Source organism: Cupriavidus basilensis, from assembly GCF_000876015.1.
In the GTDB taxonomy this organism is placed as follows: Bacteria; Pseudomonadota; Gammaproteobacteria; order Burkholderiales; family Burkholderiaceae; genus Cupriavidus; species Cupriavidus basilensis_B.
Genome location: NZ_BBQM01000024.1, coordinates 206,751 through 229,186 on the forward strand (window position 1 = coordinate 206,751; position 22,436 = coordinate 229,186).

Sequence of the window (22,436 nt, forward strand, 5' to 3'; positions counted from 1 at the left end):
TTTGCCTGGCGCTAGTGGGAGGGCTGAACGAGAGACTTCAGCAAGAGCACGCGCCGGCCGCTGAAGGCAATGACGCCGTCACGCCGGAAGCGGTTGAGGACGCGGGTCACGGTAACGCGGGACAGGTCGGTGAGATGGCCGATCTGCTCATGCGTGAGGTCGACGGCCACCGCGCGCCCCGGGGACTCGGGATGCTGGTGTGTTACCCGGAACTGCTCGAGGAACTGGACGATGCGTTGTTCGGGCGGATCGAACACGGTCTGCCGCAGCCGTTCGATGGCCTGGCGCTGTTTGATGCTGAGCAGGTACAGCATGGCCATGGCGAAGGTCGGATCGCTCGCGACCATCGCTGGCATTCGCCGGATGTCGAACCGCAGCAGTCGCGAAGGCTCCATGGTGCGCGCGGACGCGCAGCGCGGGCGCTGCAGGACGGCCGCGGCTTCGCCGATGACGCTGCCCGGCCCCATGATGTTGAGGATGGATTCCTGCCCGTCCTCGCTGAGCATGTGAACGTGGAGGCGGCCCTCCACCACCACGTAGAACGCCTGGTCGATCTGCCCCTGGCTGAACAGGCAGACCCCGCTCTCCAGACTGAGAGATTCGCCCAGGTGCGTCAGCGAACGCAGATAGGCAGCCTGCTCGCCTTGCGGGAGCCAGGTTTCCATCGCCAGAAACTGCGACAAGCCTTCAGCGGTGCCTTTGCTCATGGGGCCTTCCGTGGACATGTCCGACTACATGGCGGAAATTGTACGGCCACCATTGGGGACCGGCGCTGTCTTAAGGGTAATCCCTGGCCCCAACTCGCCGCCGGCCGCGGCAGCCCCGGAGCGCGCCCGCATCAGAACCGGTGCCGCATCCCCAGCCCGAAGCTGTCGCCGTGCGACTGGTCGGTCAGCTTGTCGTAGAAGTAGGCCACGTACACGTCGGTGCGCTTGGACAGGTTGTAGTCATAGGCGAGGCCCGCGGTATTGCGCCGGAAGTCCGCCGCGTCGTTCCTGGTCTTGTCGTAGGCATACGAGACCAGCACGCTGCCCGCGCCGACCGGGATGGACGCGCCGATCTGGCCGTTGGTGTGCTTGATGTCGCCGGTGGCGTTGTTCACGCTGCTCTTGATGTACTGGCCCTGCGCGAACAGCTTGACCACCTTGAAGTCGTAGCTCACGCCGACCTGCACCGCGTTCTGCTTGTCGAAGCCGGCCAGCGTGGCGGGCGAGGTGACGTCGCCCGGCACGTTGCTGAACTTGACCTGCTGGAACGCCACGGTGGCGCCGAAGCCGCCGTTGAAGTAGAGCACGTTGCCGCCCCACTTGTTCTGGCCGTTGCTGCCCGGCTGCTCGCCGAAGGCGTAGATCGCGTTGGCGGTGAGGCCGCCGATGGTGGGCGTGGAGTACACCAGCGAGTTGCTCCAGCCCGAGTCGCCGATGATGCCCGGGTCGAACACGCGGCCGTTGCTGGCGGTGAAGTAGGTGTGGAAGATCGACGGCGAGAAGGTGTAGGAGTCGATCAGCGGGTTGAACAGGATCGTCGAGATGAAGTACGGCGTGGTGTTGCGCCCGAGCCGGACCGCGCCCAGCTTGTCGCTCTGCAGGCCGACGAAGGCGTTGCGCGTAAACAGCGGGTCGCCGTCGAAGCGGCCCTGCTTGCCGGCGTCGGGGCGGAAGAAGCCGTTGAGGTCGAAGATCGCCTTGAGGCCGCTGCCGAGGTCCTCGGTGCCGCGCACGCCCCAGTACGAGGTCTGCATGCCGCCGCTGTCAACGCCGTAGGCGCGCTGGCCGCCACCGGTCTTGCTGGCGCCGGCGAAGGCGTCGACCATGCCGTAGAGCGTGACGCTGGACTGCGCCATCGCGCTGCCGCACAGCAAGGCTGCGGCCATGATCGCCGGTTTGACCACCGGCTTGAACTTGTAATGCATGAAGACCTCCCTGGTTGATCCCGTTCTTGTCATTGCTGTGGTTGCTGGCTCTTGTGGTATGGCATCGCTGCATCCGGGCGCCGGCCCGGCGCGGGCGCGACAGGGCCCGCGGGGGCGTGAGCGGGACACGTCCCCGTTGCATCTGGCGTCTTGCGGTTCGCTGGAAATGGCCGGGCCCAGGGCGGGCCCGCCGCTAGGCTGGCGGCCGCCGCGGGCCGGCCTGCGCGCGTCGTGGATGTTGCATCGGTTGGCGATGGATGGCTGCGATGGATGCAGTTTGCGGCAATTCGATCGCACGCAACCAGCACTTATTTCTTCTCATGGCGCGCGCAAAATGTGTGCGCTGGCGGAGCCGGCGCCATCGTCGCCCGGTGCTGTCGGCGCCGTCGCCTCACGCGGCTTGCGCCAGCGGCTGGTACAGCCCCGCCAGCGCGGCCTTCAGGTGCTCGGAAAAGGCCGCCGCCGCCGGCGGCAGGATGCGGCCCTTGCGCGCGCCCAGCACCAGCCGGCCGGCGCACAGCTCGGGGTCCGACAGCGGGATGGCGGTCAGCGTGCCCTGGCGCGTCTCGCGCAGCGTGCCGGCCTGGAACTGGAAGCTGATGGCGCCGGTCTGGCGCGAGAAGCTCTTGAGCATCTCCACCGTGGTGGCCTCCAGCATGACCCGCAGCGACAGCCGGTTGCGCGCGCAGATGGCCTCGATCAACTGCCGGCTGCCGAAGCTCTCGGGCCCGAGCGCGACCGGGTAGGGCTGGCAGTCGGACAGGCGCAGCGAGCGCCGCTCCGCCAGCGGATGGTCGGGCCGCATCATGGCGCAGAACGGCTGCGCGGAGACCGACAGCTCGTGCAGGAACGGCGTGGGCGGCGGGTCGTGCGCGAGCAGCAGGTCCGCCTCGTCCTCGCGCAGCGCGGCCAGCAGCTCGCCGGAGTTGCCCACCGAGACGCGGAACTGCACGCCGCGGTGGGTGGCCTGGTAGCGGCCGATGACCTCGGGCAGGAAATCGGTGGCGACCGATTCCACCGTGGCCACGCGCACGGTGCCGCGCACCAGCCCGCGCAGCTGCTCCATCTGCGCGGCGGCGGCGTCCAGGTCGGCCAGGCTGCGCCGCACGGTGGCGATCAGCACCTCGCCGGCGGCGGTCAGGCGCACGCCGCGCGGCAGGCGCTCGAACAGCGCGGTGCCGACCTGCTGCTCCACCTCCAGGATCTTGCGGTTCAGCGCGGTGGACGCCACGTGCAGCTGTTCGGCGGCCTTGCGGATGGAGCCGTGGCGGGCCACGGCGTCCAGGTAGAGGTACAGGCGAGGCGGGTGGAGCATGGCGTGGGCGCTCGGGCGCTAGTGAGAACGATAAGTTCTCGCTAGCAAGGATCGTGCGCGCGCCTGGCCCGGAACGGGGGCGCGCTCAGGGCACCACCGACAGGAACAGGTAGGCCGCCAGCAGCACCAGGTGCACCACGCCCTGCAGCATGGTGGTCCGCCCCGAGTGCAGCGTCAGCGTGCTGACCAGCAGCGTGAACGCCAGCAGCACGGTCTCGGTCGGCCCCAGGCCCAGCACGAGCGGCTTGCCGACCACGATGAAGACCGCCGCCACGGTGGGAATGGTCAGGCCGATGCTGGCCAGCGCCGAGCCCAGCGCCAGGTTCATGCTGGTCTGCAGCCGGTCGGCGCGCGCGGCGCGCAGCGCGGCCAGGCCTTCGGGCAGCAGCACCAGCGCGGCGATCACGATGCCCACCACCGCGGGCGGCGCGCCGGCGCTGGCCACCGCGGCTTCCACCGTCGGCGAGAGCAGCTTGGCCAGCCCGACCACCGCCACCAGGCACACCAGCAGCATGCCGCCGCTGGCCAGCGCGACGCGCGTGGGCGGCGGCGGCGCGTGCACGCTTTCGTCGGAGTTGCCGGGCACCAGGAAGTAGTCGCGGTGGCGCACCGTCTGCACGAACACGAAGCTGCCGTACAGCACCAGCGAGGCGATGCCGGCGAAGGCCAGCTGCGACTGCGACAGCATCGGCCCGGGCACCGCGCTGGTGTAGTTCGGCAGCACCATCGTCAGTCCCGCCAGCGCGGCCAGCACCGCCAGCGCGGCGGTGGCGCCGGGCGCCTGGAAGGCCTGCTCGCGGTGGCGCAGGCCGCCCACCAGCAGGCACAGCCCGACGATGCCGTTGCATACCAGCATGGCCGCGGCGAACACCGTGTCGCGCGCGAGTCCGGCCTTTTCCGGGCCGGCCGAGAGCATCACCGAGACGATCAGCGCCACCTCGATCACCGTCACGGCGATGGCCAGCACCAGCGTGCCGAACGGCTCGCCCACCTTGTGCGCCACCACCTCGGCGTGATGCACGGCGGCGAACACGGAACCCGCCAGTGCCACGCCGGCCAGCGCCAGCAGCAGCGCCTGGCCGGGCAGCGCCAGGCCCGCCGCCAGGATGGCCCAGGCCGCCAGCGGCAGCCACAGCGTCCAGGCCGGCAGTTTCGTCGAAGTCAAAGTCATCCGTTCTCCCTTTTTTCGTTGGATCTTGCGATGGTGGCGCGGTTTTGTGCCGTATCGGGCCCGCCGGGCATGCCGCTGGCCGTTTCCCCCTTTGCGTCCTATTGTGGTTCAGCCTGGGCACGCAAGCCGCGCGCCAGGCGTGCATCGCGGAGATAAGGCAGGCCCGCGGGTAATTCGGTTCCCGATAATTCGCATGAATTGACAGAAATTGGTGGTGAATTTGCTGGAATTGCCGTTGCTTCGGCGAATTTCCGCCAGATGGCGCCGTCCCGGGTGAAGCCGGCGGCACCGGAGCGCGCCGGCGCCGCATGCGGCGCACGCGCGCGGCAAGCGGTCCGGGCGGGACGCGGTTCCGTCACATCATCGGCTCGGCGCAGGCCCTGCCGCAACCTTTTCGCTTTTCCTCGTGGGAGCACAGTCATGCAAAAGTATGGATCGGCCAGATGGCAGGGCGGCATCAAGGACGGGCAGGGCACCATCTCGGCCCAGAGCGGGGTGCTGAAGGACGCGCCCTACGGCTTCAAGGCGCGCTTCGAAGGCGGCCCCGGCACCAACCCCGAGGAATTGATCGGCGCGGCGCACGCGGGCTGCTTCTCGATGGCGCTGTCGCTGATCCTTGGCGAGGCGAAGCTGGTGCCGGAGAAGATCGAGACCAAGGCCACCGTCACGCTGGACAAGGACGACAGCGGCTTCACCATCACCGCGGTGCAGCTCGACGTGGCGGTGCGCGTGCCGGGCGCCGACAAGGCCGCCGTGGAGCGTTGCCTGCAGGCGGCCAAGGCGGGCTGCCCGGTGTCGAAGGTGCTCAAGGCCGAAATCAGCATGCACGCCACGGTGGAGACCTGAGCCCGCCGCGCCAACAGTCCGGGCACGCCCGGACTGGCTTCCTATAATGAAAACTGCCTGCCGCGCGCCGCACTCCGGCGCGCGGCATCGCGTGCGTTTGCCGGACGGAACGCGTCTCCTATATCCAGACCCATTAAAGATAAGGCAGACATCATGCATAGCAGTGAAGCAGTCCTGACCCAGGCCCGGGCGGCCATCGCCCACGTGCCGTTCCACAGCCATCCCATCCATCCCACCATCCACCTGCGCCTGAGCGACGGCGCGCTGATCCTCGAAGGCGACGTCCCGGACATCGTCGACAAATCCCGCGTGGCCGCGATGGTGCGCCGCGTCGACGGCGTGCCCGAGGTGATAGACCACCTGCGCATCGCGGCCGAGGGCACGCCGGTGGGCGACGCGGAGCTGCGCAATGCGATCTGCGTGCGGCTGCTGCAGGCCATCGATTTCCGCAACTGCCGCATCTGCGCCCATGCCAAGGGCCGCGTGGAGCCCGTGCGCGAGGCCGTGGGCGAATCCAGCGGCGAGATCGCCATCGAAGTCACCGACGGCGTGGTCACGCTGCGCGGCCACGTGATCAGCCTGTCGCACATGCGCCTGGCCGGGGTGCTGGCGTGGTGGTCGCGCGGCTGCCGCTGCGTCGTCAACGAACTGGTGGTGGCCCCGGCCGAGACCGACCGCGACGACGAAGTCACCGAGGCGCTGCGCCTGGTGCTGGAAACCGATCCGTTCGTCGACGCCGACCGCATCCACGTGCAGACGCGCAACCGCGTCGTCACGCTCGAAGGCTATGCCACCAGCGAGACCGCCCGGCGCCAGGCCGAGCGCGACGCCTGGTACGTCCACGGCGTGGAGGACGTGGTCAACCGCATCGTCCTGAGCAACTAAAGTCCCCCGCGGCGGGCGCGGCGCGCTACGCCCCGCCCGTGGCGCGCGCCATGTCCTCCACGCGCCAGTAGCGCCGCTGCGCCCGCAGCGCGAAGCGCGCGCGGTAGTTCGACATGGACATCCCCGTGGCCCGCTGGAACAGCCGGCGGAACGCCGCCGCGTCGCTGTAGCCGCACGCCTCGGCCACCGCCTGCGCGCCGTGCAGCGTCACTTCCAGCAAGGTCTTGGCGCGCTCCACGCGCAGCGTGTGCAGGTAGTCGAGCGGGCTCATGCCGCTGACCTGGCGGAAGTGCCGCAGCAAGGTGCGCTCGCTGACCGCGGCGGCCTCGGCCACCTGCGCGAGCCGGTAGGGCGCGTCCACGTTGGCCTGCAGCCAGCGCATGGCGCGGTAGACCGGGCTGTCGGCGGTGCGGCTCAGCCAGCGCTGCGAGACCAGCTCCGGCGTCAGCTGCTGGCGCCCGGCCTGGTACAGCAGCAGCCGCGAGCAGGCCTGCGCGAGATCGGGGTCGTGCAGGTGGCCCAGCACGCGCAGCATGAACTCGGTCTGGAGCGCCGGCGCCACGCAGCCGAACACGCGCTGGTGCACGCTCATGGGCTCGCTCGCGGAGAAATCGCAACGCGGATAGCGCCTGGCCATCCAGCTCTGGAACGGCCACGGCGCGCCCATGCGCGCGCCGTCGAGCAGGCCGAGCTCGGCCGGGAAGGCGATGCCGCATTCGCCGGCCGCGATCCAGCCGCCCGCCTGCGCGTGCCGCTCCAGCAGGCGCAGCGCCGGGCCGGCGCCGCTCACGATCTCCTCCAGGTGCGGCGCGTTGCGCGCGTGCACGCCCGGCACCACCACCAGCGCGTTGCCGTCCTCGCCGCCGCGGCGGCGGCGCGACGGCTCCAGCCCGAGCGCGGGCAGCGACAGCGCGCGGCCGCCGGGGCCGATCACGCTCCAGCTCAGGTCGGGGTCGGCGTCGGGGCGCTGCAGGCGGGCCACGCCGGCCGCGGTGCGCAGCACGTCCAGCGCGCCGAACAGCATGCCCGGCATGGCATCGGGCAGCCACAGCAGGCGCACGCGCAGCGGCACGGCGCGCGGTGGCGGCGCGGCGGCGGGTGGAAGGGCGGTCGGGTCGGCGCAGGCGGTCATGGCGAGATCGGCATTCCAAATGGCGGGATCGATCCTACCCCGAGGCGCGCGCCCGGGCTAGCATCGTCGCTCGGCCGGCACCACGCCGCCGCCACGACAACAATGCCAACAGGAGACTTCATGCAGCCATCCCTGCGCCGACTTACCCATGCCGCCGCCGTGCTCGCCCTGGCGCTCGGCGCCGCCGGCAGCGCCCGCGCGGCCGACCAGCAACTGCTCGATGGCGCGCGCGCGGCCCAGCCCGCGGTGATCCAGTCGCTCAAGGACATGGTGTCGATCGAGTCGGGCAGCGCCAATGCCGCGGGCCTGGCGCGGATGGCCAGCTTCACCGAGGGCCGCCTCAAGGCGCTCGGCGCCACCACCGAGCGCATCGCCGTCACGCGCGGGCCCGGCACCATCGTCAAGGGCACCTTCACCGGCAACGGGCGCCGCCGCATCATGCTGATCGCGCACATGGACACCGTCTACGGCCCCGACACGCTGGCCACCCAGCCGATCCGGCAGGACGGCAACCGCCTGTACGGCCCCGGCATCGCCGACGACAAGGGCGGCATCGCCGTGATCCTGCACTCGCTGGCGCTGCTCAAGGCCGCCGGCTGGCAGGACTACGCCCGGCTTACGGTACTGTTCAACCCGGACGAGGAAGTGGGCTCGCCGGGCTCGGGCGACACCATCGCCACGCTGGCCGAGCAGCATGACGTGGTGCTGTCCTGCGAGCCGTCGGCGGGCTCGGTGGTCATGAAGGGCCAGCCGCTGCTGCTGGCCTCGGCCGGCGTGGCCACCGCCACGCTAGACGTGAAGGGCCGCGCCGCGCATGCGGGCGCCGCGCCCGAACTGGGCCGCAACGCGCTCTATGAACTGTCCTACCAGATGCTGCAGACGCGCGACGTGGCCAGGGACGTGCCCGGCGCCGCGCTGATCTGGACCCGCGCCAGCGCCAGCGGCCCGCTCAACCAGGTCACGGAGCAAGCCGAGGCGGTGGGCGACGTGCGGCTGACCCGGCCCGGCGCGCTGGAAAAGCTGCAGGCCGCGCTGCAGAGCAAGCTGGCCGCCGGCAAGCTGATCCCCGACACGGAAACCACGCTGACGCTGACCCCGGGACATCCGCCCTACGTGGCGGACCAGCGCGGCCGCGCGCTGGCGGCGCGCGCGCAGGCCATCTACCAGGAGATCGACCGCGAGCTGACGATGGTGCCGCAGACCGGCGGCGGCACCGACGCGGGCTACGCCGCGCGCTCGGGCAAGCCCACGGTGCTGGAGAGCTTCGGGCTGGCGGGCTTCGGCTACCACGCGCGCGACGAATACATCGAGATCGACTCGATCGTGCCGCGGCTTTACCTGATGTCGCGCATCCTGCAGGAGATCGGCCGCGACTGAGGGCCGCGCGCGATTGCGGCGCGGCGTGTTTCAGGCGGGCTTGCGGGCGGTGCCGAAAGCCTGCTTGCAGCAGGCCAGCCACGCGCGCGCGGCGCGCGACAGGTAGCCCTCGCGCCAGACCAGGCCAAGCTCCCACACCAGCCCCGCGGCCAGCGGGCGGGTGGCCACGCGCGCGGGGTCGAGCTGGCCGGCGACCGGCGCGGGCAGGATCGCCACGCCCACGCCGGCCGCCACCAGCTCGCCGATGAAGTCCCACTGGCGGCTCTGCCCGGCGATCTGCGGCGTGAAGCCGGCCGCCTCGCAGGCGTCGAGCAGCATGCGGTAGAGCACGAAGTCGTCCTCGTACATCACGAACGGCCGGTCGGCCAGATCCGCCAGCTTCACCGCGCCGGCCTTGCGCGGCGCGTCGCCGGCGGGGAACACCGCGACCAGCGCGTGGCTGGTCACGGCCAGGCTGGCCAGCCCCGCCACCGCCGCCGGCAGCACGGTCACGCCGAGGTCCAGCTCGCCGGCGGCGACGCCTTCCTCCAGCGCGCGGCCGCCTTGCTCGCGCAGCCGCAGCTTGACGCCCGGGTACAGGCGCCGGTACGCGCCGATCACCGGCGCCATGTAGCGCCCGGCCATCGGCGGAATGCCGACCCGCAGCTCGCCGCGCGCCATGCCGTCCACCTCGGCCACTTCCTGGCGCAGGCGGGCCACCTCGGCCAGCACGGCCTGGCCGCGCGCGAACACCACCTCGCCGGCGTCGGTCAGCTGCACGGTGCGGCCTTCGCGCAGCAGCAGCGGGCCGCCCAGTTCTTCCTCCAGGCTCTTGACCATCTTGCTGATGGTGGGCTGGGTCACGTGCAGGGTCTCGGCCGCGCGGGTGAAGCCACCCTGGCGGACCACCTCGACGAAATAGCGCAGGGCGCGAATGTCCATTGGGCTGCCTGAAAGATTGCCAACTCCGATCGCCGTCGGATTGCGGTCGGATCGTGGTCGGATCGTGGTCGGATCGCCGCGCCGGATTGGTATTCCAGATCGGCATCGATTCGATAATTTATATTCATTTTATATATCGAAGTGCGCTTCGTACACTAGCTTCCATCGCCATCCCCGGTTTTTCCCCGATCCATGCACAGCGCAGTTCCCTCCACGCCGGACGCCGGCCACCCGGCGCCGTCCATTTCCTCCCCGCGGCCCGCCGGCCGGCTGCGCAACGGCGCCGTGGCCGGCGCGCAGGTGGCCGCGCTGTCCGCCCTGTGGCTGCTGGCGGACTGGCTGCGCGTGCGCCTGGGCATTCCGCTGCCGACCGGCCTGCTGGGCCTGATGGCGCTGGCGGCGCTGCTGTTCAGCGGCGCCGTGCGCGGCGGCTGGGTGCGGCGCGGCGCCGACTGGCTGCTGGGCGAGATGCTGCTGTTCTTCATTCCCGCCGTCTTGGCCGTGGTGCAGTACCCGGACCTGGTCCGGCACCAGGGCCTGCGCATCTGCGCGGTGATCGGCGCCAGCACGGTGGCGGTGATGCTGGTCACGGCGCTGGTGGTGGAGCAGGTCTACCGGCTGGAGCTGCGCCTGGCGCGCCGCGCGCGCGGGCGCAAGCATCTCCGGCAGCGGCACCTGGGCAAGGAGCAGCATCGTCATGCGTGATACCGTGCTGGCGGCGCTGAGCTTCGCGGCCACCGTCGCCTTCTACTATCTCAACAAGCGCGTCTACGCGCGCCGCGCGCGGCTGTGGCTGATGCCGCTGCTGGCCACGCCGGTGGTGCTGATCGCGCTGGTGTTGGCCGCGCGCATTCCCTATCGCGACTACATCGCCGACACGCGCTGGCTGATGTGGCTGCTGGGCCCGGCCACCATCGCCTTCGCGCTGCCCATCTACGACCATCGCGCGCTGGTGCGCCAGCACTGGCTGTCGATCTCGCTCGGCGTGCTGGCCGCGGTGACGACGTCCGTGTTCAGCTCGGTCTGGCTGGCGCGCGGCTTCGGCTTGTCGGAGGCGCTGCAGAAGGGGCTGGCGGTGCGTTCCGTGACCACGCCGTTCGCGGTGGACGCGGTGCGCGCGCTGGGCGGGCCGCCCGATCTGGCCGCGGTGTTCGTGGTCATCACCGGGCTGCTGGGCATGGCCATCGGCGAGACCGTGCTCGCGTGCCTGCCGTCGGTGCGCAGCCGGCTCGCGCAGGGCGCCATCTTCGGCGCGGCGGCGCACGGCGCCGGCACCGCCAAGGCGCGCCAGCTCGGCGAAGTGCAGGGCGTGGTGGCCTCGCTGGTGATGATGATCGCGGGGCTGGTCAGCGTGCTGGCCGCGCCGCTGATCCGCGGCCTGTTCTTCTGACCTTCCGGCCTTTCGATCTTTCGACGCGGGGGGCGGCCCCGCGCCGCCCGTGCCGCGGTACGATGTGCGCTGTTTTTTCAACCCACGCCCGCCGCCACGCATGGACTACGCGCACATCCTCGAACGCATCCACCGCGACATCCAGCCCCTGCTCGGCCAGGGCAAGGTGGCGGACTACATTCCCGAACTTGGCAAGGTCCGCGGCGACCGCTTCGGCATGGCGCTGGTGTTCGCCGACGGCCGCAGCCACTGCGTGGGCGACGCCGCGGTGCCGTTCTCGATCCAGAGCATCTCCAAGCTGTTCGCCTGCACGCTGGCGTTCCAGCTGCTGGGCGAAGACCTGTGGCAGCGCGTCGGGCGCGAGCCTTCGGGCAACGCCTTCAACTCGCTGGTGCAGCTCGAATACGAGCAGGGCCTGCCGCGCAACCCGTTCATCAACGCCGGCGCGCTGGTGGTGACGGATGTCCTGTGCAGCCGCTTCGTCCAGGCCGAGACCGCGCTGGTGCAGTTCATGCGCCGCCTCAGCGGCAATCCCGCCATCGACTACGACACCCGCGTGGCGCAGTCCGAGTCCGAGCACGCGGAGCGCAACCGCGCGATGGCCTATTTCATGAAGAGCTTCGGCCGCCTGGAGATGCCCGTCGACAAGGTCATCGAGGCCTATTGCCGCCAGTGCGCCATCACCATGAGCTGCCAGGACCTGGCCCGCGCCGCGTTGTTCCTCGCGCACGGCGGCGTGGTGCCGTGGAGCGGCGAGCGCATCCTCGGCGCCAGCCCGGCCAAGCGACTGTCCGCGCTCATGCTGACCTGCGGCACCTACGATGCGGCCGGGGATTTCGTCTACCGCGTCGGCCTGCCGGCCAAGAGCGGCGTGGGCGGCGGCATCGTCGCCGTGCTGCCGCACCGCTGGGCGGTGTGCGTGTGGTCGCCGGGGCTGGACCACAGCGGCAATTCGCTGGCCGGCGTGCAGGCGCTGGAATGGCTGACCACGCTCAGCGGGCACTCCATCTTCTGAGCATCTGCGTGCCGGCAGGGCGCCGGCACGGTGTCGCCGGCGCAACAGCCGGCCCGACGCGGGCGGCGTTCGCGGCCAGCTTTGATAGGATAGTGATTAGGTTCCGGCACCCGCGCGCGCGGGCGCGGGTGACGCGCAAGCGCCATCGTTCGCCAGCGGCGGCACCGGGACCGCCCCATAAGAACGGAGACAGTCATGCCCTATGAGATTGCCTGGAAGAAGCGTGTGTTCGAAACGCACGAGGTGCAGGTGCTGGTGCGCGCCAAGACGCCCAGCGCGTGGGACTACACGGTGCGCGTGTGCCGGCCCGGCACCAATATCCGGGCCGCGAGCACCCTGGTGGAGTCCGCCAAGCCCTCGGAGCAGTACTCGACGCCCGAGGCGGCCGAGGCCGCGGGCTTCGTGCATGGCAAGGAGATGGCGGCGCGCCTGCCGTAGCCGCCGGCGCGGCCTGGCCGGCGGCGGTTCAGGCCTGCGCGCGCCGGTACACCGCCAGCACGCCGGCCAGGCCGATCAGCGTCGCGCCGGAGACGCGGTTGAGCCAGCGCATGCCGCTGTCGCGGAACGCGTGCATCACGCGCGCGCCGAGGATGGCGTAGACCAGCATGGCCAGCAGGTTCAGCAGCGCCAGGATGGCCATGATGAGCGCGTATTGCGGCAGCAGCGGCGCGCCGGTGTCGATGAACTGCGGCAGGAAGGCGGACATGAACAGCAGCGCCTTCGGGTTGGTCGCGGCCACCAGGAAGCAGCGCATGAACAGCTCGCGCGCGGGCGCGCTTTCCCGCGGGTGGCCGGCTTGCCGCGCGGCCCCGGCGGGCAGGTGGCCGACCCTGGCGCGCAGCAGCTTCCAGCCCACGTAGGCCAGGTACGCGGCGCCGATCCACTTGAGCGCGCGGAAGGCGACCTCCGACGCGGCGATCACCGCGCCCAGCCCGGCCGCGGCGGTGGCGATCAGCAGCATGTCGGCGCACACCGCGCCGGCCATGCCCCAGCAGGCCGCGCGCACGCCGAAGCGCGAGCCGTTGCTGAGCGCCAGCAGCACGGTCGGGCCGGGCGTGGCGATGGTGACGGCCGAGGCCAGCACGAACAGCAGCAGCGTGGAATGGGTCATGGCGGGTTCCTGATGAGATGCGGGGCGGAAGGCATGCCCGCCATTCTAGCGTCCGCGCGCGCGGTGGCCACTTTGGCTGTCATGGCCGCTTGCGCGGCTACTTCTGCGCCATCCAGCGCGCCGTGGCCTGCACCACCTGCGGCTCGATGCCGTTGAAGCCGTGGTAGGCCAGCGCCTCGCACGGATCGCCCTCGTTGCTGCCGCCGTCGAAGCGGATCAGGCCGGCCCTGGGCGCCTTCGCCAGCTTGTCCATCAGGCCCTGCACCTCGCCGAACGGGCACAGCTTGCAGCCGTCCTGCACGTGGTGCACCACCAGCACCGGCACCTTGAGCTTGTCGAGGTCCATCGCGGGCACGGCGCGGCCGCGCTCCTCGCGCAGGATGGTGGAGGTCAGCACGATGCCGTCGGGGCCGCCGCCGTCGGCCAGCCGGATGGCGATGGCGGCCACCGACTGGGTGCCGCGGCTGGTGCCGACCAGCCACACGGGCACCTTGGCGCGGCTGCGCATCCAGGCGATCACGGCCTGGGCGTCCTGCGCGTGCTCGGCGGTCTGGCGGAAGCCGTTGAGGAAGGGCGGCGCGAGGCGGTCGCTGGGCGCGTCGACCACCGCCACGGCCAGGCCGTTGTCGACGAACAGTTGCCGCGCGCGCACCAGGAAGTTGTTGGCGCCCCAGCCGAAGCTGCCGCCGGGCGCGATGCGCAGCCCGCCGTGGCCGCCCGCGTAGAGGATCACGGCGGCGGTCGGCTGCGCCGGCGCGAGGTAGATGAAGCGCTGCGTGACGCCGGGCCGGGTCGGGATGTCGATCACTTCCGGCGCGCCTTGCGCGTGCGCCGGCGCGGCCAGCCACGCCTGGGCAAGCAGCACGGCGAGCAGCAGGGCCATCATCCATGCCGCGCCGGGCAGGCGGGCGAATCCGGAAGCGGGGCGGTTCGGCATGGTTGTCTCCATTGGTGGCGGGCGCCGGTTTCTTGTCGGGGTGCCGGGCGGCCGGCCCAAGATAGCATTGCCGCGCCCGCCCATCAAACGCGGCCCGCCCGCGTCAGGCCGCCGCGCGGATCCGGTACACGCAGCGGCGCGCGTTGCTCAGCAGATGCTCTTCGCGGTCGACGGTGGCGCCGGCGCCGGCGACCTCGCGGAAGATCTCCAGCTCGGCGCGGCAAAAGCCCTGGCAGGCCTGCGCCGCCGCGCAGATCGGGCAATGGTCTTCGATCAGCAGCCAGTCTTCGCCGTCGCGCTCGAGCCGCGCCATGTAGCCTTCGGCGCTGCGCAGCCCGGCCAGCGTCTCCAGCCGCCGGCCGATCTCCGCCTGCCCCGCCACCGCGGCGAGGTATTGCGCGCGGGTGTCGGCTTCGCGCCTGGCGATCAGTTGTTCCATGCCGGCTTCGCCGAACAGTTGCCGCACCGAGCCGATCAACTGGATGGTCAGTTGAGCGTGGGTGTCGGGAAAGCGGCCGTGGCCGCTGGCGGTGAGCACCCAGTCCTGGCGGGGCCGCCCGGCGCCGGCCGGGGTCTGCTGGCGGCCTTCGATCAGTCCCGCCGCCAGCAGCTTGTGCACCTGCTGGCGCGCGGCCTCGGCGGTGCCGCCGAGGGCCTGGGCGATCTGCGTGGTGGAAGCCGGGCCGCGCGTCTTGAGCAGGAACAGGATGCGATCACCCGGAGACCCGGCAGGGTTATCCAAGTTTTCTATTGCGTAATGCATGGTGGCGCCCTAATATCCAAAAACTTTCTTGGATATTAGGGCAGCCCGCGCGCGTTGTCGAGCGCGGCGCTTTGCTTCCGCCCTGTCCGGCATCCGCCGCATCCGCCGCATCCGTCGCATTCGTCAAGAGTCAAAAGGAGACCGCCCCATGCACGCCCCCGGCATCCGGCCCGCGCCGCGCCAGCTCACCATGCTCAACCCGCTCGGCCTGTACGATCCCCGCGCCAACGGCTATTCCCACGTGGCGATGATTCCGCCCGGCGCCGCCCTGGTCTGCGTGGCCGGGCAGGGCGGCGAACGCGCCGACGGCAGCCTGCCCGCCGGTTTCGCGGCCCAGGTGCGGCAGGCGCTGGACAACCTGTGCGTGGCGCTGGCGGCGGCGGGCTCGCAGCCGCGGCAGGTGGCCAGGCTCACGGTACTGGTGGTGGATCACAGCGAAGCGCGCCTGGCGGTGCTGTCCGGCGAGCTGCGCCGGATCTGGGGCGACGCGCCCGCGCCGGCCTGCACGCTGATCCCGGTGCCGCGGCTGGCGCTGGACGGCATGCTGTTCGAGATCGAAGCGCTGGCGGTGGCGGATGCCCCGGCGGCCCGCCCGGCGTGATGCGGCCGCGCCTACGCCGCCAGCTTGGGCGGCTGCGCGGGGCGGCCGTCCTTGCTGTCGCCGAAATGCGGGTGGCGGGCGAACAGGTCGGCGGCCCAGTTGACGAATACGCGGACCTTGGCCGACAGGTGGCGGTTCTGCGGATACATCGCGGACACCGGCAGCGAGTCGGTGGGCCAGTCGGTCAGCACTTCGACCAGCCGGCCGCTTTCCACGTAGGGCTGCGCCATCATGCGCGAGATGCGCGCCAGGCCGTGGCCTTCGAGCGCGCAGGCCAGGTAGGCGTCGGCGTCGTTGGTGGAGATGGCCGAAGGCAGCAGCAGTTCGGTGCGCTTGTCGCCCTGGCCCATCGGCCACGGCATTTCGCGGCCGGTGCGGTTGGACAGGTAGTTGACCGCCCTGTGCTGCGCGAGGTCGCTCGGCTGCGTGGGCGTGCCCTGGCGGTTGAGGTAGAGCGGCGAGCCGTAGAAGCCCAGGCGCAGCTGCCCGATGCGGCGCGCCACCATCGTCTCGTCCACCGGGTCGCCCACGCGCAGCACCACGTCCACGCCTTCCTTGAGCAGGTCGATGGGCTTGCCGTTGATGGTCAGCTCCATCTTCAGCTCGGGATAGGCGGCGAAGAACTCGTGCAGCCCGGGGATCAGCACCATCTGCGCCAGCCCGGCGGAGGTGTCCACCGCCAGCGTGCCGCGCGGCGTGTTGTTCTGGTGGGTCAGCGACTGCTCGGCTTCCTCCACGTCGGCCAGGATGCGCACGCAGCGCTCGTAATAGGCAGCGCCATCGGTGGTGACGCTGATGCGCCGCGTCGTGCGATGCAGCAGCTTCACGCCGAGGTGCGTTTCCAGGTTCTGGATCAGCCGCGTGAGGGTGGCCTTGGGCAGATCCATCGATTCGGCCGCCCGCGCGAAGCTGCCTATATCCACGACGCGGGTGAATGCCTGCATTGATACGAGACGATCCATGTTCACTCCCCGGGAAAAGGATACGGGCGGGCCTGGCTGGCGTGCCGGACTTCTTGTCGAGTCCGTCGGGCCTGCCGGGCCTGTTGGGATTACAGGGCCTGCTGGACTTGTCGGCCGCCCGGGCCAGACCTTTAGCGGCCGGGCCGGGAGCGCATCGCGCAGCGCGCGCGGCCGCGGAAGTGCGGGAGTGGATCACAAAACCAATGACCTTGCACGGCGCAGGGTTTCCCGCCGCGGGCGCGCCGGATTATTTCACGGCAGAAACAGTGCATTGGTAAAGCCTCGCTTTATCCCACCTTTATCAACCACCATAATTCGCTGCATCGCAATATGCAATGGAAGCGCCGTTAACGCGGCGCATGTGATCGCCATGCCTTCCCGATCGAAAGCTGCAGCCGCAGCGTCCGCCGCCGAACTGGCCGTGGGACGCACGACCGAGCACGCCGTCGAGAGCTGCGGCCGCACGATCCTGGTGCGCCTGAGCTATCCGCCGGGCTATCCGGAAGGCAAGGGCGCCGCGCTGCTGCCGTGGCTGCTTTATCTGCACGCGGGCGGCTTCGTGGAATGCAGCGTGGAGAAATCCCAGCGCCTGGCCGCGTGGCTGGCGGCCACGATGCCGGCGGTGGTGGTGACGCCGGCCTATTCGCTGGCACCCGATTTTCCGTTTCCGGCGGCGCCGGAAGACGTATTCAATACCACCGCCTGGGTGTTGCGTCACGCGCGCCGCCTGAAGGTGGACAAGCTGCGCTTCGCCCTGGTGGGCGAGGAGGCCGGCGGCAACCTGGCGATCGCGCTGTCGCAGATGCTGCGCGACCGCGGCCTGCCCGAGCCGCGCGCGCAGTGGCTGATCCGGCCGGTGACGGACCCCTGCCTGGAGCACGCCTCGTGCGCGTTCGCGCAGGGCGGGCCGAGCGTGTCGCTGGAGCGGCTGCAGCGCCTGGCGGGTTTCTACCGCGATTACCTGCCGACCCCGGCCGCCAGCGTGCACCCGTATGCGGCGCCCGCGCTGGCCTCGCGGCTGGCGGGCTTGCCGCCCACGCTGATCCAGGTGGCGGAAGAAGATGCGCTGCGCGCCGAGGGCGAGGCCTTCGCCGCGCGGCTGCAGGCGGCCGGCGTGCCGGCCGAAGCCAGAATCATGCCCGGCGCCTGTGGCGACGGGGTGGAACAGACCCTCGACCGATGTCAGGTCTGGGTCAACGAAGGCGCGCATTACCTGCAAGGCTGCCTTGCCGGCGATGACGATGCCTCACCAAGGACCGGACGCGACCCGGGCGCCAGCTCGCCAGGCTGACCCGCGCGAACCACGACAAGCCGGCCTGCGCGAGCAGGCATACCGGGCGCGGCCCCTGGCGCGCCCCGGCGGCGGCGTTCGTCCTTTTTTTGCTTTCCAGTTGAAGAAAACCCGCTACGGAATACGGAGTGTAGAAAAATGAAGCAGCAATATCGACGCACCATGATTGCCCTGGCCATCGTCGCCGTGCTCGGCGCGGGCCTGGCGACCTCATTGCTCAAGCCCTGGCATGCCGGCGAGGCGCAGGCCGTGCCGGCACCCGCCCCGACCGCCGTGGACGTGGCCGGCGTGATCGGCAAGACCATCACCGAGTGGGACGAGTTCTCCGGCCGCCTCGAAGCGGTGGACCGCGTGGAAATCCGCGCGCGGGTGGGCGGCACCATCGACGCCGTGCACTTCCGCGAGGGCGCGCTGGTGAAGAAGGGCGACCCGCTGTTTACCATCGACCCGCGCCCCTACGCCGCCGAAGTGGCGCGCGCCGAGGCCGCGCTGGCCGCCGCCCAGGTGCGCGCCTCGCACGCGCAGACCGAACTGGCGCGCGCCCAGCGGCTGGTGCAGGACAACGCCGTGTCGCGCCGCGAGTTCGACGAGCGCGACAACACCGCGCGCGAGGAAGTCGCCAACGTGCGCGCCGCGCAGGCCTCGCTCGAAGTGGCGCGGCTGAACCTGACCTATACCCGCATCGTGGCGCCGGTGAGCGGGCGCGTCTCGCGCGCCGAGATCACGGTCGGCAACCTGGTCGCGCCGGGCGCTTCGTCGCCGGTGCTGACCACGGTGGTGTCGGTGTCGCCGATGTACGCCAACTTCGAGGTCGACGAGCAGACCTACCTGCGCTACACCGCGCCCGAGGCCGGCGGCACGGGCGGCGCCCAGGGCGCGCAGTCCAGGCTGCCCGTGTTCCTGGGCCTGGGCAACGAGGACGAATACCCGCGCGAGGGCCGCATCCAGTCGATCGACAACCGGCTCGACACGCGCAGCGGCACCATCCGCGTGCGCGCCGTGTTCGACAACCCGGACGGCCGCCTGCTGCCGGGCCTGTACGCGCGCATCAAGCTCGGCGGCGGCGCGCCGCATCCGGTGGTGCTGATCAATGACCGCGCGATCGGTACCGACCAGGGCAAGAAGTTCGTGCTGGTGCTGGACAAGGCCAACAAGCTGGCCTACCGCGAAGTCACGCTCGGACCGTCGTACGAAGGCCTGCGCGTGATCCGCCAGGGCCTGAAGGCCGACGAGAAGATCGTGGTCAACGGCCTGCAGCGCGTGCGCCCCGGCGACACGGTATCGCCCAAGGCGGTGGAGATGGCCTACAAGCGCGAGCTGGACCAGCGCGCCGACGCCGCCGAGCGCAAGCAGGCCGCCGCCGACAAGGAAACCGACAAGGCCGCCGAGGGCAAGCCGGTGACCTGAGCCCCGAATGGCCGACATGAACCCGACATGAACGGAATCTGCTGAGGGTTTGCTCCCCTCTCCCGCGTGCGGGAGAGGGGCCGGGGGGGCGAAACGCCGCCCCCCGGAAAACCGAGCCATTTATTTGCTTCCCCACGCTCCATATGGCGCCCGCCACCCGGGCCGCCAGGGGGAGCGCTTTCGCCGAGACTGAGATGAATCTCTCGAAATTCTTTATCGACCGGCCTATCTTCGCCGGCGTGCTATCGGTGCTGATCTTCCTGATCGGCGCCATCTCGATGTTCAAGCTGCCGATCTCGGAGTACCCCGAGGTGGTGCCGCCGTCCGTGGTGGTGCGCGCGCAGTTCCCGGGCGCCAACCCCAAGGTGATCGCGGAAACCGTGGCCACGCCGCTCGAAGAGCAGATCAACGGCGTCGAGGACATGCTGTACATGTCGTCGCAGGCCAACAGCGACGGCACGCTCACGCTGACCGTGACCTTCAAGCTGGGCACCGACCCGGACAAAGCGCAGCAGCTCGTGCAGAACCGCGTCTCGCAGGCCGAGCCGCGCCTGCCGGAAGACGTGCGCCGCCTGGGCATCACCACCGTCAAGAGCTCGCCTGACCTGACGATGGTGGTCCACCTGGTCTCGCCGAACGACCGCTACGACATGACCTACCTGCGCAACTACGCGCTGATCAACGTCAAGGACCGCCTCGCGCGCATCCAGGGCGTGGGCCAGGTGCAGATGTTCGGCTCGGGCGACTACTCCATGCGCGTGTGGCTCAATCCCGAGAAGATGGCCGAGCGCCAGCTCGCCACCAGCGACGTGGTCAACGCGATCCGCGAGCAGAACGTGCAGGTGGCCGCCGGCGTGATCGGCCAGTCGCCCTCGCTGCCCGGCACCGACCTGCAGCTCTCGGTCAACGCGCAGGGCCGCCTGACCAGCGTGGAAGAGTTCGGCGACGTGGTGGTGCGGACCTCGGCCGACGGCGCGGTGACCTACCTCAAGGACATCGCCCGCATCGAGCTGGGCGCGTCGGAATACGCGCTGCGCTCGCTGCTGGACAACAAGTCCGCGGTGGCGCTGCCGATCTTCCAGGCGCCGGGCTCCAACGCCATCCAGATCTCGGACGACGTGCGCAAGACGATGGAAGAGCTCAAGGAGAACTTCCCCGACGGCGTGGACTACAGCATCGTCTACGACCCCACGCAGTTCGTGCGCCACAGTATCGAGGCCGTCACCCACACGCTGTTCGAAGCGATCGCGCTGGTGGTGCTGGTGGTGATCCTGTTCCTGCAGACCTGGCGCGCCTCGATCATCCCGCTGCTGGCCGTGCCGGTGTCGATCGTCGGCACCTTCGGCCTGATGCACGCGTTCGGCTTCTCGATCAACGCGCTCTCGTTGTTCGGCCTGGTGCTGGCGATCGGGATCGTGGTGGACGATGCGATCGTGGTGGTGGAGAACGTCGAGCGCAACATCGAGGAAGGGCTGAGTCCGAAGGAAGCGACCTACAAGGCCATGCGCGAAGTCAGCGGCCCGATCATCGCCATCGCGCTGACCCTGATCGCCGTGTTCGTGCCGCTGGCCTTCATGAGCGGCCTGACCGGGCAGTTCTACAAGCAGTTCGCGCTGACCATCTCGATCTCGACCATCATCTCGGCCTTCAACTCGCTGACGCTGTCGCCGGCGCTGTCCGCGCTGCTGCTGCGCGGCCACGACGCGCCCAAGGACTGGCTGTCGCGCGGCATGGACCGCGTGCTGGGCAAGTTCTTCGCCCGCTTCAACCGTTTCTTCGGCGCCAGCGCCGAGCGCTACGGCCGCGGCGTGAAGGGCGTGATCTCGCGCAAGACCGCCGTGTTCGGCGTCTACGCGGTCATGCTGGTGCTGACCTGGGGCGTGTTCCAGCTGGTGCCGAAGGGCTTCGTGCCGGCGCAGGACAAGCAGTACCTGGTGAGCTTCGCCAAGCTGCCCGACGGCGCCACGCTGGACCGCACCGAGGACGTGATCCGCCGCATGTCGGAGATCGCGCTCAAGCATCCGGGCGTGGAGTCGGCGGTGGCCTTCCCGGGCCTGTCGATCAACGGCTTCACCAACAGCCCGAGCGCCGGCATCGTGTTCGCCACGCTCAAGCCGTTCGAGGAGCGCAAGAGCGCCGCGCTGTCGGGCAACGCGATCGCCGCCGACCTGAACCAGAAGTATGCGTCGATCCAGGACGCCTTCATCGCGGTGTTCCCGCCGCCGCCCGTGCAGGGCCTCGGCACCATCGGCGGCTTCAAGCTGATGATCGAGGACCGCGCCGCGCTCGGCTACGACGCGCTGTTCGACGCCACCAACGCGTTCATGGGCAAGGCACGCGCCACGCCCGAGCTGGCCGGCATCTTCAGCAACTACCAGGTCAACGTGCCGCAGCTCGACGTCAAGCTCGACCGCGTCAAGGCCAAGCAGCTCGGCGTGCCGGTCACGGACGTGTTCGACACGCTGCAGACCTACCTCGGCTCGGCCTACGTGAACGACTTCAACAAGTTCGGCCGCACGTACCAGGTCAAGGTGCAGGCGGATGCGCAGTTCCGCAACCACGCCGAGGACATCCTGCAGCTCAAGACGCGCAACCGCGCCGGCGACATGGTGCCGCTGTCGTCGCTGCTCACCGTCAAGCAGGGCTTCGGCCCGGACAGCGTGGTGCGCTACAACGGCTTCACCGCCGCCGACATCAACGGCGGCCCGGCGCCGGGCTTCTCCTCGGGCCAGGCGCAGGCCGCGGCCGAGCGCATCGCCGCCGAGACGCTGCCCAAGGGCATCAAGTTCGAATGGACCGACCTGACCTACCAGGACATCCTGGCCGGCAACGCGGGGGTGTGGATCTTCCCGCTGTGCGTGCTGCTGGTGTTCCTGGTGCTGGCCGCCCAGTACGAAAGCCTGACGCTGCCGCTGGCGGTGATCCTGATCGTGCCGATGAGCCTGCTGGCCGCCATGACCGGCGTGTGGCTCACGCGCGGCGACAACAACATCTTCACGCAGATCGGCTTCATCGTGCTGGTGGGGCTGTCGGCGAAGAACGCGATCCTGATCGTGGAGTTCGCGCGCGAGCTGGAGCACGAAGGCCGCTCCATCGTGCAGGCCGCGATCGAGGCCAGCCGCCTGCGCCTGCGCCCGATCCTGATGACCTCGTTCGCCTTCATCATGGGTGTGGTGCCGCTGGTGATCTCCACCGGCGCCGGCGCCGAGATGCGCCACGCGATGGGCGTGGCGGTGTTCGCCGGCATGCTGGGCGTGACCTTCTTCGGGCTGTTCCTCACCCCCGTGTTCTATGTGGCGCTGCGCCTGCTGGCCACGCGCGGCGAGCGCCGCCGCGCCGCCAGCGCGGGCGATGCCCCGTCGGCGAGCCACAAGGCCATCGCCTCCGCAGAATAAGGACG

At 70.3% G+C, this 22,436-nt stretch carries 21 protein-coding genes; 11 read left to right on the top strand and 10 right to left on the bottom strand.

Translation table 11 applies throughout. The features are described 5' to 3' along the window. Positions 1-11: 11 nt before the first annotated feature. The 4 genes from KF708C_RS26840 to KF708C_RS26855 form a co-directional block, all read right to left on the bottom strand. A complete protein-coding gene (locus KF708C_RS26840) occupies positions 12-707 on the bottom strand; it encodes a Crp/Fnr family transcriptional regulator (protein WP_059414094.1) in 696 nt (231 codons plus the stop codon). Between the two features lie 131 nt (positions 708-838). Beyond that, on the bottom strand, positions 839-1,912 hold the full coding sequence (locus KF708C_RS26845; RefSeq protein ID WP_059414096.1) for a porin: 1,074 nt from the start codon (positions 1,910-1,912) through the stop codon (positions 839-841). Positions 1,913-2,303: 391 nt separating this feature from the next. After that, positions 2,304-3,227, bottom strand: a complete 924-nt coding sequence (locus KF708C_RS26850; protein WP_043367138.1) for a LysR family transcriptional regulator — start codon at positions 3,225-3,227, stop codon at positions 2,304-2,306. A gap of 85 nt (positions 3,228-3,312) precedes the next feature. Then, entirely contained in the window at positions 3,313-4,398 is a 1,086-nt protein-coding gene (locus KF708C_RS26855; RefSeq protein WP_029044145.1) for a calcium:proton antiporter, read from the bottom strand. A gap of 420 nt (positions 4,399-4,818) precedes the next feature. Between KF708C_RS26855 and KF708C_RS26860 the strand changes: the two genes are divergently transcribed. Both KF708C_RS26860 and KF708C_RS26865 read left to right on the top strand, forming a co-directional pair. Next, positions 4,819-5,244 (top strand): OsmC family protein, encoded by a 426-nt coding sequence (locus tag KF708C_RS26860; protein WP_020205501.1) that lies wholly within the window; start codon positions 4,819-4,821, stop codon positions 5,242-5,244. 153 nt (positions 5,245-5,397) lie between these two features. Beyond that, positions 5,398-6,129 carry a BON domain-containing protein gene (locus KF708C_RS26865; RefSeq protein WP_020205502.1) on the top strand — a complete coding sequence of 244 codons (732 nt, stop codon included), beginning with the start codon at positions 5,398-5,400 and terminating at the stop codon, positions 6,127-6,129. Positions 6,130-6,154: 25 nt separating this feature from the next. On the opposite strand, the gene KF708C_RS26870 is transcribed toward KF708C_RS26865, so the two are convergent. Beyond that, on the bottom strand, positions 6,155-7,261 hold the full coding sequence (locus KF708C_RS26870; RefSeq protein ID WP_059414098.1) for a GlxA family transcriptional regulator: 1,107 nt from the start codon (positions 7,259-7,261) through the stop codon (positions 6,155-6,157). 120 nt (positions 7,262-7,381) lie between these two features. Here KF708C_RS26870 and KF708C_RS26875 point away from each other — a divergent pair, with 120 nt between their 5' ends. Beyond that, on the top strand, positions 7,382-8,638 hold the full coding sequence (locus KF708C_RS26875) for a glutamate carboxypeptidase (protein WP_020205504.1): 1,257 nt from the start codon (positions 7,382-7,384) through the stop codon (positions 8,636-8,638). Between the two features lie 30 nt (positions 8,639-8,668). Here the strand turns inward: KF708C_RS26875 and KF708C_RS26880 are convergent, their stop codons facing one another. Then, the gene (locus KF708C_RS26880) at positions 8,669-9,559 is read right to left on the bottom strand and encodes a LysR family transcriptional regulator (RefSeq protein ID WP_059414100.1); all 891 of its coding nucleotides are present in this window, start codon (positions 9,557-9,559) and stop codon (positions 8,669-8,671) included. A gap of 192 nt (positions 9,560-9,751) precedes the next feature. Here KF708C_RS26880 and KF708C_RS26885 point away from each other — a divergent pair, with 192 nt between their 5' ends. From KF708C_RS26885 to KF708C_RS26900, 4 genes are all read left to right on the top strand, one after another. After that, entirely contained in the window at positions 9,752-10,264 is a 513-nt protein-coding gene (locus tag KF708C_RS26885; RefSeq protein WP_082079948.1) for a CidA/LrgA family protein, read from the top strand. Further along, complete coding sequence (locus KF708C_RS26890) at positions 10,257-10,949, top strand: LrgB family protein (protein ID WP_020205507.1); 693 nt, start codon at positions 10,257-10,259, stop codon at positions 10,947-10,949. The genes KF708C_RS26885 and KF708C_RS26890 overlap by 8 nt, the downstream gene beginning before the upstream one ends. A 100-nt stretch (positions 10,950-11,049) precedes the next feature. Beyond that, entirely contained in the window at positions 11,050-11,964 is a 915-nt protein-coding gene (locus KF708C_RS26895; protein ID WP_020205508.1) for a glutaminase, read from the top strand. Between the two features lie 195 nt (positions 11,965-12,159). Further along, positions 12,160-12,402, top strand: coding sequence for a hypothetical protein (locus KF708C_RS26900; protein WP_020205509.1), 243 nt, complete (start codon positions 12,160-12,162; stop codon positions 12,400-12,402). Between the two features lie 28 nt (positions 12,403-12,430). Here KF708C_RS26900 and KF708C_RS26905 read toward each other — a convergent pair whose 3' ends face one another. From KF708C_RS26905 to KF708C_RS26915, 3 genes are all read right to left on the bottom strand, one after another. Then, positions 12,431-13,075 (bottom strand): LysE family translocator, encoded by a 645-nt coding sequence (locus KF708C_RS26905; protein WP_059414102.1) that lies wholly within the window; start codon positions 13,073-13,075, stop codon positions 12,431-12,433. A gap of 97 nt (positions 13,076-13,172) precedes the next feature. After that, positions 13,173-14,012: an alpha/beta hydrolase gene (locus KF708C_RS26910; protein ID WP_082079950.1), complete on the bottom strand. Its 840-nt coding sequence runs from the start codon at positions 14,010-14,012 to the stop codon at positions 13,173-13,175. Between the two features lie 103 nt (positions 14,013-14,115). Then, the gene (locus KF708C_RS26915) at positions 14,116-14,775 is read right to left on the bottom strand and encodes a helix-turn-helix transcriptional regulator (protein WP_059414104.1); all 660 of its coding nucleotides are present in this window, start codon (positions 14,773-14,775) and stop codon (positions 14,116-14,118) included. 148 nt (positions 14,776-14,923) lie between these two features. Here KF708C_RS26915 and KF708C_RS26920 point away from each other — a divergent pair, with 148 nt between their 5' ends. Continuing rightward, positions 14,924-15,376 carry a RidA family protein gene (locus tag KF708C_RS26920; RefSeq protein ID WP_059414107.1) on the top strand — a complete coding sequence of 151 codons (453 nt, stop codon included), beginning with the start codon at positions 14,924-14,926 and terminating at the stop codon, positions 15,374-15,376. Between the two features lie 11 nt (positions 15,377-15,387). Here KF708C_RS26920 and KF708C_RS26925 read toward each other — a convergent pair whose 3' ends face one another. Beyond that, positions 15,388-16,338, bottom strand: coding sequence for a LysR family transcriptional regulator (locus tag KF708C_RS26925; protein WP_059414109.1), 951 nt, complete (start codon positions 16,336-16,338; stop codon positions 15,388-15,390). Between the two features lie 370 nt (positions 16,339-16,708). Between KF708C_RS26925 and KF708C_RS26930 the strand changes: the two genes are divergently transcribed. From KF708C_RS26930 to KF708C_RS26940, 3 genes are all read left to right on the top strand, one after another. Beyond that, positions 16,709-17,629: an alpha/beta hydrolase gene (locus KF708C_RS26930; RefSeq protein ID WP_043367010.1), complete on the top strand. Its 921-nt coding sequence runs from the start codon at positions 16,709-16,711 to the stop codon at positions 17,627-17,629. A 138-nt stretch (positions 17,630-17,767) separates the two neighbouring features. Then, the gene (locus KF708C_RS26935; RefSeq protein ID WP_059414111.1) at positions 17,768-19,036 is read left to right on the top strand and encodes an efflux RND transporter periplasmic adaptor subunit; all 1,269 of its coding nucleotides are present in this window, start codon (positions 17,768-17,770) and stop codon (positions 19,034-19,036) included. Between the two features lie 194 nt (positions 19,037-19,230). Then, positions 19,231-22,431, top strand: coding sequence for an efflux RND transporter permease subunit (locus KF708C_RS26940; RefSeq protein ID WP_020204765.1), 3,201 nt, complete (start codon positions 19,231-19,233; stop codon positions 22,429-22,431). The last annotated feature ends 5 nt before the right edge of the window (positions 22,432-22,436 follow it).